The sequence below is a fragment of the Flavobacterium sp. genome (assembly GCF_043773265.1).
Lineage (GTDB): Bacteria > Bacteroidota > Bacteroidia > Flavobacteriales > Flavobacteriaceae > Flavobacterium.
Genome location: NZ_JAYVFH010000084.1, coordinates 1 through 13,552 on the forward strand (window position 1 = coordinate 1; position 13,552 = coordinate 13,552).

At 30.0% G+C, this 13,552-nt stretch carries 6 protein-coding genes; all 6 read right to left on the reverse strand.

Annotation, left to right across the window (positions count from 1 at the left end; genetic code table 11):
* Positions 1–170: 170 nt before the first annotated feature.
* On the reverse strand, positions 171–6,071 hold the full coding sequence (locus ACH2BO_RS04510) for a DEAD/DEAH box helicase (protein WP_395043558.1): 5,901 nt from the start codon (positions 6,069–6,071) through the stop codon (positions 171–173).
* 7 nt (positions 6,072–6,078) lie between these two features.
* The gene (locus ACH2BO_RS04515) at positions 6,079–9,084 is read right to left on the reverse strand and encodes a hypothetical protein (protein WP_395043559.1); all 3,006 of its coding nucleotides are present in this window, start codon (positions 9,082–9,084) and stop codon (positions 6,079–6,081) included.
* A 49-nt stretch (positions 9,085–9,133) separates the two neighbouring features.
* Positions 9,134–10,132, reverse strand: a complete 999-nt coding sequence (locus tag ACH2BO_RS04520) for a helix-turn-helix transcriptional regulator (protein WP_395043560.1) — start codon at positions 10,130–10,132, stop codon at positions 9,134–9,136.
* 435 nt (positions 10,133–10,567) lie between these two features.
* Positions 10,568–12,661 (reverse strand): VapE domain-containing protein, encoded by a 2,094-nt coding sequence (locus ACH2BO_RS04525; RefSeq protein WP_395043561.1) that lies wholly within the window; start codon positions 12,659–12,661, stop codon positions 10,568–10,570.
* A 97-nt stretch (positions 12,662–12,758) separates the two neighbouring features.
* Entirely contained in the window at positions 12,759–13,040 is a 282-nt protein-coding gene (locus ACH2BO_RS04530; protein ID WP_188601235.1) for a helix-turn-helix domain-containing protein, read from the reverse strand.
* A gap of 89 nt (positions 13,041–13,129) precedes the next feature.
* On the reverse strand, positions 13,130–13,552 hold a 423-nt coding region (locus ACH2BO_RS04535), incomplete at its 5' end, for a hypothetical protein (protein ID WP_395043562.1).

Below are 13,552 nucleotides of genomic sequence, written 5' to 3' on the forward strand. Positions count from 1 at the left end.
TGTGTCCGCAGTGCGGACACAATTCAAAAGTGTTGTTAAAATAAACTCTACTATTACACTAGAATAATAAGTGAAGTGTACAATCTACAAACATACAAAAAAGCAATGGAAAGAAAAATGAGGAAAAAAGAAACAGCTAGCATAACCATTTAAAAGCATAACTTTTTAAGTTAAATCTTCTCAATACTAATGGTGTATAAAATAGGATGATTATTCATTTTAAGTATTTCAAATTGAGTATCTAAACTTAAAACATCATCATAACTTATATTACTGTCTTTTAACTTCCACCCATGCTCCACACCAGCATCTGGTCTGATAATTATTTTGTACTCTTGATTGCTAAATTCAAAATAACGATAATGAGGAATTGAATCGCATAACACGTTTGCAGTTTCTAAATTCAATTCATGACTAAGTAACTTTATGTAGCTATCTCTTGAATCATTGTCTTTAAATTCATGATAAATTTTATAGGGTGCTCTATCATTATAAAATTTTTGACCTGTAAAGCTAAACTCTTCAATTTCAAAATTTAATACACTTTGTAATCTGTCTAAAAATTGAAGCATTAATAGACATGAAAAAGGTGTTTTTAAATAACGGTCGTAATACGATACATTGAACTTTTGACCTTTCATTTTTGATTTTAAATCTACTTTGCTTGTTAAATTTTTAAGTACTTCGTCAGCCAAGTTAACTGACTTTAAACTAGATGTTGTATCTATATAAACCTCATAAACATTACTCGAATTTAATAGACTGGTCGTTTCAAATTTTTCTAAATTAAGGAGTACTTCAGAATTAATTTTATAAACCTCACCATTTTGAGTTTCACCCCAATTGCTATTTAGACTAAGGTTTACTTGACTATTTACAAAATATGCAGAATTAGCCCCATCTTGGAGTTTGACTAAAGAAATAGTATTTATTAAATCATCCTTATTATCTTTATTAATCCACAAAGTTGACCAGGCAGCAAGCTGAATTAATGTCATTGTATCTTGATTATTTGCTACAATAGGAATATTATTAAAGATGATATTAAAATTTGCTTTGCTTTTTAAATTTTCTAAAAATAAAATATTGTCTAAATCCCAATTTTGAATTGAAGGATCCACAAACAACCAAACTTCTTTAATTTTTGAAGCGTAATTTAATTTTATTAGTTCTTGTTTTATGCCACCCAACATTCTTTTAGCAGTTGGATACTTACTTGTAACTTCCTCAGGTACTTCGAAGTTGCTGATTGTTTTTAACCAATCTAAGGCTATATTTCTGTCTAACAAATTGATATGCCATTGTGTTTTTCTATCTATTAAACATTTAGTACAAGCATTTTGACATTCGCATTCTAACTTGTTTTTTGATTCCTTAAATATTTCTTCTGCATATAAAAAGAATTGATTAGCATATCCAGCGCCTCCTTTAGTTGTATCAAAAATAAAAATAGTACAATAATTTTCATATCGCTTGATACCAAATTCTAATTCATTAGCTTCTATAGCTAAATAACTCGCTAATTCTTTTACGAAAATCGAACCTAAGGAATACAATAATGTTTCATTTCTGGAATATGCTCTATTTTCTCTAATTCTAATTTCACAAAAATCAGTTTTAAATCTACCTCCTAAAATCACATTTGGGCGTATTGCAGAAGAGGAAAAATTTCCTGTACATGCTGAACCACCTTTATCATCTTTTCCTCCTCTTAATCTTCTATGATCATTAAGTTCTTCCAATGACAAGCCCGTTTTACCACAATGCAAACACACATGAAAACCATTGCCATTTCCTACGTTATAATATAAAATTTCACCTGTATCTTCACTTTCTCTAATGTCGTAAACGTTATTATTATCTTGCTCCCAAGGCTTAACATTAATCAATAAAGGATCTACATATTGTATTCTTGATGATTCCGATATTTTACGATTTGGGGTTTGATATATATCCACAGCAAAGCCAGCTGGTTGAATCATCTCTGTAAAATTGCTGCGTAAGCTCGTATCATTAAAGTTTATTCCTCTAAAATTATGACTATTACAGTGTGGACACTCAGTATCAATATTTTGCCCAGCAGAAACTTCAACTATTCTTTGATAACCGCAAGAGTTACAAAGTTGAATAATTTCTTTGGAAGCTTGTGTTCCTCTATTATCATCTAATATTATTCCTGCTGAATGATAATTCATACCATCAATAACAATATTATTACCTGGAGCAAATTCAGTCAAAGCTCTTGTAATAAAGTATGATGGATTTTCTTTATTGCTTCTATTATTTCTACTTAAAGTATCAATATTTGTAGTATTGAATTCAACTATACCAGTAGGTAAACCAGCAGTAGGTAAGAAACCTTCCTGTGCTAAATAGGTCAAAGCATTTTTATTTAGAAATTGAATGTATTGAATGTTTATGGATTTGTAAGCAGGAGAGTTTTTTCCAAATTCTTCTTCCATTTCACTTAATTTAATTTCGAAACCTTCTTTTTTGCTTTTAGCTTTATTTAAAACATTGTTGAAATTAGAAAATACTTTATTTAAAATATAATTGAAGTTTTTATCTTCAAAACTAGTTTCTTTGGTTATACTATTCACTTGATGTGAAAATTTAATAACATCATTACCCATTAGCCAACTGATAAATTTTACTGCTATTGGTTCGATTTCTGCAAAAAAGAAATTTTCAATTTTGTCTGTAACCTTAATTCCTTTGACTTCATCTGTTTGAACAAACTTTCCTAAAAAGAAAGCATTGACATGACGTTCAATAACTTGCGTACTATTGAAAGAGATAAACGGTGGTGCAATTTTATGAGTTAATGCCCAAGTTGGTTTATTAAAAGCATTCAGTCCAACAGGATTTGGAGCGCAAACAGTAAAAGCTATTGACTTGCTTTCATTTCTACGTCCGGCACGTCCGGCTCTTTGTAAATAATTAGCTGGACCTGGTGGCACATTGTTCATCACCACTGTAGATATACCTCCGATATCTACACCCATTTCCATTGTTGTAGAACAATTCAGGATATTTATTTCTGCTTTTTCAAATTTATCTTCTAGTTGTTTTAATCTCTTTTCATTCTGTTGTGCAGAATGCTCTCCAGATAAGTACAAAGGTCTACTTAAAATTATTTTTTCATGGATATCATTCCATAATCCATTTTGTCTCCACACAACCGAATTTTCAACAATCCAATTTTTAGTATTTAATAGATCTAACTCATTTTGCTCGTTTCTGTTGAAAGGAAATTGAAATTTTGGAAATGTAAATGGTTGCGATTGTTTTATTTCAAAATGTCTGATATTGTCTTCTGAAAAAGAGCCTGTTATCCATGGAGAAAAGCCCTTAAATTGCGCATCAATTAAACGTTTTTTTACTGGGCATAGCCATAATTTATCTGATAATTGAAACCTTGTTCTTTCTTCTAAATTTAACTTATAACCTGTACCATCAGAATCCAAAACTCTACCTCTTATAGTCTTCCATATTTCATTTAATATCGCATTAATATCGTCCTCTATTTCATTAGTTATTTCTACTCTACTATAAAACCCTAAACCTGCACATAATAATAAGGCCATTCTATTTGGTCTTAATTCATTTTTACCGAAAGTAGGCCATTTTTTAGCATTTATTATGTTTGAGTCTGGTTCATATATGAAAGAACTTCTCAAGAACGAGGTTGAGTAAGGATAAATTGTACTATCTAGAAAGAAGCTAAATTGGTATCTAATTACATAATCTAAACCAATTTTTAAAAGACTTTTCCAGTCCTCAATGTTTAAATCGTATTGTTTCGCAATTGAAGGTAACTGAACATTATCTAGATCTGGATAAACCAAACTAACCATACCCAAATTTTCTAATGAACGTTCTCTAGGAATTCTTCTTGCAAAATTATCAAACAAAAGTGCTCTTGAATATTTTTCAATATTAACATCATTATCTTCTCTAGGATTGTTGTTTTTAAACAATGTTTTTAGGTCTTTTTTAGGATTTAGAAAATCATATAATTGCTTCCAGGACAAACGAACCTTATCATCATTTTTTTGAGAATTAGTTTTAATCTTTTGAATTTTTTCTTCTAATATTTTTTTTATTACAATACTTTTATTTGTTAACAACTCATTCTCAAGTTCAATTAATTCATCTGAATTAAAATTGTTTTCTTGAAAATTATTCAATTGTTCTTTCCAAAGTAAATGAAATACTTGGGAGCGAATCCAATTGTTCTCATTATCAATATTTATTAATGCTGAAATTTTTGCTGTGCCTTGTCTACTATCTGTAAAAGAGATGTATTTGTGTCCTTCCCAGAGCATTTCTGAACGTATTTCATTAGCGCCAGGTGTGTTTTCAAGGAATACATCAGACAAAATTCTATTCATAAATGATGAGGAAATTCTAAAATGTAATGGGTTTTCTAGATTGTTTGAACAATGTGGGCAAACACATTCCCCATCACGATCTGCTTCTATAAAATCATTTTTACTTCTGATTAATTTACCATTACTTTCAATTCCGAATTCTATTGTATTAGCTACATATCTTTTACTATTATTTCGTTTCGTAAAGAAGAATGATTGAGATATAGAACTAGTATTTTCATTTTCATCATTGTCTAAATCATCAACAATAAAGTTATCCTGATTAATTGATGTTGCTAATTTTAAAAATTCTTCATTTTTTTCTCTTTGTTTTTCTGCTTTAAGCAATTCATTACCACATGAACGGCATGCAACCAATTCGAACATTGGAAAATTACAATGAGAACAATTTTTCTCTGCATATGTTGTCATGGTTCCCATAACACTTTTGGCATCAAAACTTTTATGCTTATCACAATTGATATTTGAACAAACATAAACACCACCAATACCACGAGAGAATAAGTGTGCTCTTAATGGTAAAATAGAAACATCATTTACCTTATGTTCAATTATATCATCTACTACAATTAATTTTTCATTTGGCGAGGCCTTTTTTTCAATAAAACTATTGGTTAATTCAGATAAAGTAATAGCATCTGAATTGTAAACCTTTTGTCTTAACAGTTGTATTTCCGTTTTATTTTCTATTTGAAAATTCTCTGGTAATTCTTTAAATTCTCTTTTACCAGTAATTATTTCAATTTGATTTTTTTCAATACCGCAAAGATTTACCATGAAATCTTTTAAACTATTTTCACTTTCTTCACCGCTACCAACTGTTGCTGAAGTTATTGCAAAACGTAAGTCTTTAATGTCAACCTCAAAAGCATCAACAACTCTTCTTATTAATAGAGCCATTTCAGAAGCCGCTGAACCTACTAAGGTATGTGCCTCATCTAACAAAATCCAACGTAATTTTCCTTTTGAATTTTCTAGTAATGAAACGTCTTTATCTCTAACCAAAATGTATTCTAACATAGATGGATTTGTGAAAAGAATTTGTGGAGGAGTTTCTCTTATATCTTTTCTATCTATTAGTTCAGGATGAGCTTCTCTTCTTTTATTAGCTGGAGTATTACCATCTGGGGTATTTCCATTATATACAGCATAAGTTAAACCATCAAGTGCTTTAACCCAAGCATCCATTCGCTTTTTCTGACTACCAATTAATGCATTTAAAGGATATAAAAATATAGCTCTTACACCAGGTTCATTTTTGCAATTCTCATACAAATCATGTAAAACTGGCAACATAAAACATTCTGTTTTACCTGAACCAGTCCCTGTCGTCACTGCAATAGATTTCTTTTCTTTTAAAAGAGTGTTCCAGCTGATAATTTGATGCTTATATGGATTTCTATTTTTTGGAAACTCATACTCTCCTTTAATTTTATCCAATTTATTAATAAAATTACCATCAAATAAATAGGTTAAATCTCCAAATGCTTCTTTAGCAGGCGTCCATGGGAATGTATTTTGAAAAACTGGCTCAGCTAACAATTTTTCATCCTCAAATAAATTTGATAGATAGTCTTGAAATTCCGCATCTCCTGTTGCCCAAAGTGATAAAATAGATTCTTTTAATCTATCTTGTATTTCGTTATATATTTTACTAAATTTTATTTCTTGGCTCATAATTAGTTTAGTTTAAATAATAAATTAATGATTCTTCATACCACTTTTTATCAAGGTCTTCTACATACTTAATTCTTCTTCTAAAATTGTCCCCATTGACATGCCATAAGCCAGTATCTTTACCTCTAATTGATGATGCAACCGTTAATGATGCTATAACGAGAATATTAACTTGATCATTCCATTGCTGCTGTGGTATTGGTATAACATAATTATTTCTATCTCTTCCAATATCATAAAAAGGTAGCTGTTTCAAAACTCTTTCACCTAAACGCTCTCTAACACTATTTAGTTCTGCGTAAAAAACAAAATTGGTATTCTTGTCATTTTGTAGTAGACAAACTTTTAGCAAATTCCAATTTAAACTAAGCATAACAGCAATAGCTTCATATGTATCTGGATAAATTTGACAAATATTTTCCCAATCCGAAAGTTTAACCCAATGGAAAGAAAATCCTAAATCATTTTCTAATTCTTGAAAATCAGTACCTGAAAATTTGTATTCACCAGAATCAAATTTTAACGATAAAAAGGCAAAAGCCTTTGCTGCTAATTCAGAAGATGTTGTAATTGCTTTAATTATATCAAAAGTTGCGAAAGGCAAATCATTTTCTCTGCATAAGTAATAATAAACCCAAAACTTGTTCCACACATCACTGCTGAAGTCTTCGGTTAAAAGTTGCTGTGAATAGTTCATTATTCGAATATTTCTATCCTCTACTGTAGTCAATTCATTTTCTGGATTAACTGAGATAAATTCAGGTTTAATTTTAAATTTTGAATCTTTATCAGAGAAGAGAATAAATTTATTTACGTTTTTTGTGTTAATAGAATAAAAGTCTGAATCTTTTTTTATTTCGACTTTATTAATATGCTCTAATTCGCAATCTAATGGTAAAGCATATACACTATTAGAAATATCTATACTTTCGATTTCATCAAATTTTATAACATTATCACCATTCACTTCCCATTTTATTGTTTCAGAAAACTGTTTAATTGTAACTCTTCTTTTTCTACTAGCATTACCATTTTGAGCTATTTCAAATATTTCCATTTTCAAAAAATTATCAGAATCGATAATATTAAAAAGTTGAAATAATGATTTAAAAGTGTCATAAAACTCAAACAAAGGTTTTACTTTTCTCTCAATCTTTTTGGATATGATAATTTCTTGATTTTTATTGTTTGAAATTCTTACTTCGTAATCTTTACTATGAGAATTTGCAATTAAACGCCAACCTTTTATTTTGTCCAAATATATCTCATCTTCCTCAATGATATTTTCATTTTGGTCAACCAAAATGACACCTTGAAAAGGCGAAAGTATATCTGCAATTAAACCGTAGCTTTGATAATTTGTTCTAATTCTAGTTTTAATTGAAGCAGGAAATTTAGCAGGATTTGTTATATTAAAATTAACCGTATTTTGATTTATGATGGAATCAAAAAAATCTGATTTATATACTTCTAGAATAAAAGAACTATTATTTATTGTTATTTGAGGATTATTGTAATCTGAACTTGTAGCTAAACATAAATTGCCAATATTAAAAACTTTTTCAAATTCATCTATGCCATCATGAGATATTTTAACATCTAAAACTCCCAATTCTAATGGAGTGTGTTTTGAATTCCAATTATTTTTATTAACTGCTTTCCACTCAATATTTGGATTATTTATTCTTTGACCATTTTTATCATAAACAAGTATTCTTAAACTATCTTTTACAATATTTAAGTTTCCTTTGACCAACCATTTTGGTTTTTCACTTAATATTGTCCAATCAAAAATGTTATCTGTATTTGATTTAAATCTAATTGTATTCCCTTCAGTTTTTTTTACCTTAACTTCATCTTGAAATTTTATAATAGAAAATGATTTACCATTTATTTCAATGTCAATTTTTTCTTCAATCTTTCCGTCAATTGAATAATCCTGATTTAATAAAACATATCCAAAATTATTATGTGTGTATCTGGATTTTTCCAAAACAAATTTTTCTTCATCACTTGACAACCATAATGTTGGAAAATCTAAGTTTAATTTTGAATTCAGTATATGATTAGCATGATAAATTTTGTCATAACTATCAATTACATAAATTTCAGGTTCAAAATCTTCTTTAAAATTAATAAAATCCTTAAACTGGATTACTTTGTATGTTTCATTATTTCTTTTTATAAGTTTAGCTATTAAATCTACACCAACGAATAATTTATATTCATTTTGATAATCAACAATTTGATCATCTAAAATGTAATTCAGTTCTTCGTGGCCAATTTTTGAATTGATTGTTGTATTTAGGTAAAAAGAATTGGACATAGAATTAAAACTCCATTTGAATTTAATGGTGTTGTTTTTTCTTCTAACTCTGTCTCTTTCAACAATTAAATCTTCAGTAATCTTTTTTAAATCTGCATTCGCACTAAAACTTAAAAGCTCATTTTCATCATTATCCAATACGGCGCGTACAATTTCAAGACAACTACTATAAATGATTTCATTTTGACTTGATTTTGGTAGTAGGCATGTCAATTCAGAATTAGCTGAAAAATCTTCAATTGTACTAGGGTTTAAATGAATAATTTTCAAAAGAAAATCCCTGTACTTACCACTGTTATTTTGTATGTGCTTTAATGGAAGACCTCCTTGCAATAATAAGGTTTTAAGGTAATGAGTATTTTGAATTTTAATCCATTTATAATTTAAAAGATTTCCTCCTTTTTTTGCTGATTCATAAAAATCATTGATATCAAAACATAACTTATGAGAGCCTAAAGAATTATATACTTCATCTTTTGAAGGATATCCACCATTGAAAATTCTTTTCCACCACTCTGCATAATAGATTGCACAATCTTTGGGGTCAAGTTGCGAAAATCGTTCAATAATTTTAAAACTCTCCTTTAAATGATTAAACTCTAAATCAGAAATAGTATATTTCCACACAGGTTGACCTGAATGAAAATCAAGATTTCGGGTTTTTAAGATTTTATAAAATTCACTCATACTTTAAATTTTTGTCAAAACTAGTATAGATGTGTGCGGTACAAGTGCATTAATAATTATTTTTCATTTTATTGATTCTTTCTTTAATATTTTCAACTAAAGTTATTGGCTCTAAAACTTGCATTTTTTCACCAAAAGATAAAATCAATGTTTCTAGTTCATAATTTGGAATTAATTTTAAATGAACTTCAAAGTTATTGTCCATTTCTTTGATTTTTTGTGAGCCGTGTAATGGCTTTGTTGTTATATAAGATATTAATTTCTTATCGACCTTGAGAACAACATCTTCAATTTTATCCGCCGGGATTGTTACCCCAATTACATCTTCAAAATATTCATTAAAATCAATATTTGAAGTAATGTAGTTTTTATTTTCAGGTACTAAACTTTCAATTCTGTCTAGAGCTAAGTTTGTGATAGTTTCATAATCTTCCGATTTTCCAAATAAAAACCAACGCATGTTATATTGCTTAAGGTAATATGGACTAATTGTTATTGATTTTACTTCAACTGAGTTAAAACTCTTATAACCAATATTTAATACCTTTTTGTATAAAATTGCATTGTAAAGCTCTGGAATAAACTCTAAACCTCTTAAATATTCATTCTGTTCAAAACTGATTATTATTTCTTCTTTTTGTTTTAGATTGAAAGAGGATTCTAACCTCGCATTTATTTCATTAATCCAATGGTATTGAGGTAATCCTTTAAATCTATCTAATGTTAATAATGCTTCTCTTAATTGATTCGCTTCCGTTTCATTCAGTGGTTGATTTGAGATAGAAAAATTTGAATCTTCATATTTATAAAAAACAGTTCTTCCATCTTTTATTTTTTTTAGTTCAATGTTCCAACCTTGTTCACTTTCCATAAATCTTATATCATCGTAAAGCTGTCTTTTCTTTATGCCTTCGTCTTTTCCGATATACTCGTAAATTGATTTATTACATTCCTCAACAAGATCATCAATAGCATAATTTCTCCCGAAATTACGGAAGCACTTATCTAAAGTTTGATAGCGGATTATAGCCTGTTTGTTAGTTGACAAAGGAAATTATTTTGAAAAAATGATATTCCTACAAACATACAAAAAAGCAATTGAAAGAAAAATGAGGAAAACCGTAACCGTAAGAATATAGAGAAAAATAAAGCAAAAAAATTTAGGGTGTAGGGTGTAAGGGAAAAACACGTAAAAGATTTTTTATTTTTTGGGATTGAAATAAAACGGATTTATTGGGAATATTGGGTGCAAACTGGGTTTTATGGTTTATTAATTTGCTGTAATAAATTCTTATTTTACTTGATTTATTTTTTGAAAAAAAATAAAAAATGTTTGTGTTGAAAAGTGGTTACACCACCTTACACCCTAAAAATAAAGTAGAGAGGTGCTTTTTAGTGATAACTGAATAGTTGTTAGTGATTAGTTATTTTTTAAATAAAAAGAAAAAAGTGGAACTTTTCAGTACCACTTTTTAGTTGTTTTTTATTCTTCGACTTCTTTGTTTTTTGCCTCGACTTCTTCATAACTGAATTCTTTAACTGCGTAAACTGGTTTTCCCTGCCGCATTAATCTAGTAAAATTATGTTTTTTTAATGCTTTACCTAGTTTGTTTATAGTGCCATCATTTAGGTTTAATTTAGTCCTGTCGGCAAGTTTTGCAGCTATTTGAGAAGCGTTTAAAAATAAACTTGCCTCTTCTTTTGGACAAGGTTCAAACCAAGTTAATAGCAATTCTTCTTCTGGGCTGTGCAATTGGTATTGCTCGTTATTTTCTGTGATTGATTTTATTTCTTCCTGGTCAAACCAAAATCTAAAACCACTTTTAAAAAGACACAATGCTTGCGAAAAAGCCAAATTAATATCTACATCGTGCTGGTATTTGATGCCTTCCAACTCGAAACAAAGAAACCTTCTGCTTCCTGTACTGTCGTTTAAGAACTGTGCTGTGTTGACACTACCGGCAAATGATGCGCGTCTTGGCATTGTTTCGTTGTTGTGTCCGTAGGCTTTTCTCATTCTTATTTGGGTTTTTGTAATGATTTCTTTGAGTGATCCAATCTCAGAACGGTTTAGGTTTTCAAGTTCGTCCAAGTTGATTAACATACATTCCGCTAGTTGTACCAACGTATCTTTATTGTTTGGGTTTATGGTTCCGGAAAATAAATATTCTTTTAAAGGTCTTGGAACGAGTTTCTCCACCCAAGTTGTTTTACCTAATCCTTGTTTGCCACTGAAGACAATAACCGTATGATTTATTACTTTGTCATCGAGAACACAACCCACCATAGCGACTAACCATTTTTTGAAACATTGCTGCCAAAGGTCTTGTTTAGTAGTTGTGATTGTGTTGGCTAATTCAGTAATGTAATCGGTCTTTTCATCATAAGTTGGTAAGTTGAAAAAATAATCTTCAAATGGATTGAACAGCACACAAAAATCAGAATAAAGCAAGTTTCTTAACGACGATAGGTTTGTTTTAATTCGACCTTTTAAACACTCTCGAAGCATTGAATTTTCAATAAAATCATTCATTACATTCCACTTCTTTTTACCGAAATATTGGAACTCTAATTTGCCGGAAACGATGTTGTGCCGAAATACATAACGTGTTGATAAAAATAGCTCTAAACGGTCTATTTGTGTTGGTTTTGGTTTGTCTTCATCGTTTTCGTCAGTAGTATCAGTAATTGAAAAGTTCTCCTTCTTTTTGGGTTTATTGGGTGTTTCAAATTTTTCATTTTTGCCAAACTCGTGAATATTTCCGTAAGCACTGTTAACCGCTTGGGTTACTTCTTTTTCGTCATACCCAAAATCGGTTAAAATATATCCTAGTGCTTGTTGTAATGCAACTCCTTTTCGGTTTAGATTACAGGCTAGTTGGTGTACGAATACGTTGCGACTACCATTCACGAATTGCACTTTTTTTTCAGTAAAATTTACACAATGGTTGTAAATAGCATCGTAATCTAAAAGCGGTTCAGGGTTTTTGGTTTTAGGTTCTGGTTGGGTTTCAATCAAAGGCATCTCGACTGCGCTCGATGTGACAAAGGTTGAAGCGTTTTCGTTTAGGTATAGATTTTCATCCCAGGAATAAAAACATAATCTCGTTAAATCTTTGCCTGATTTGTCGATTTCTAGTTTTAGAATACTTTCGTAATGTGCTTGGACCAATAGAAATGTTTCTTTGTGATTGGCTTTGTCGGAATTTATTTTTACCAGAATTTTTAATCCGTTACCTGATGGACTGATGAAACACGCATACGTGAACTCACTTTGTGCAGCTATCATCTTTGCATTTTGTAATTGTTCTTTGCTTAATTTGTCGATGTCGAGAATAATACAATTTGAATATTCTGCCAAGAATTCTAATTTACGACCACCCGCAAACTTACCTGAAGGTGTAAATGCTGGAAGTGATTTTTTAGCTTTATTGTATGCTTCCTCTTTCTTTTCAGCCATTGATTTACGCAAGTAAATAATGCCGGGTTTATACTTTCCTGTTTTGATTTCTTCTAAAATTATTGGAATTGTTTTGTGTTCCACCACTTCGTTGAAGTTTTTAAAGATTGTTATCATAGTTTAAAGTTGATAGTTGTTGGTTGGCAGTTGTTGGTTCTCATTTGTGTAAAGTCTGCATTCACAAACTTCACAAGTTCCGTTGCAGCTGCTCATACTATCGTCCTTTAAATGATTTGTTGTAATGCTCTTGTAGTAGCTTTTCAACATCGGAAAGTTTGTAATAGATTTTGTTTCCCACTTGACTGAATGAAATTTTGCCTTCGTCTCTCCAGGTCTGAGCTGTACGTTTTGAAATTTTCATCAGTAAAAGGAATTCTTGATTGTCTAAAAAGGTTTCCTTCTTTGGGTCTGCCTTGATAGAAAGTTGGGATTGAATAGTGTCTAATTTTGTCATTAGATCTGTGAACTGGTCTTTTGTGAAGATAATTGCATCCATTTTTAAAAGTTTTAAATTGTTATGGTGCAAATGTGAGAAGTTGAAAAAAGTCTTTTAGTCCCCACTTGGTCTCCAGGGGACCATTTTGTTTAAAGCAATTTGTCGATATCCAGTCTTTTATGGGTGTTCGGACGTTTATCCTCTTTGGAAGGTTTGAGGATTGTTTTGACTGTTAGGGGACTTATTTCTTTACCCTCTTTATCCAAGAAGGAATTTACAATCCAATCCGCTAGATCGTTTGTGTTTTCGTCAATATAAGGTTTGCCATCAATAAAAAGTTCGCGATTTAATTGGTAAAACATATCTACTAATTGGTTTAGATTTCCATTGAATTTTAGTTTTTTGTTTGGTTTTGGGCTGGTTAATTTTAGTTTTTGAGCTTCTTCAATTGCCGCTTGTATTTTTTGTAACGCATAAATATTCTCTATTTCTTTGGTGCATTGTGCATCATAAAACGGTGTCTTTTGATTGATAAACTCAATATTAGCTTGTTGGTATTCAAACATTTCTTT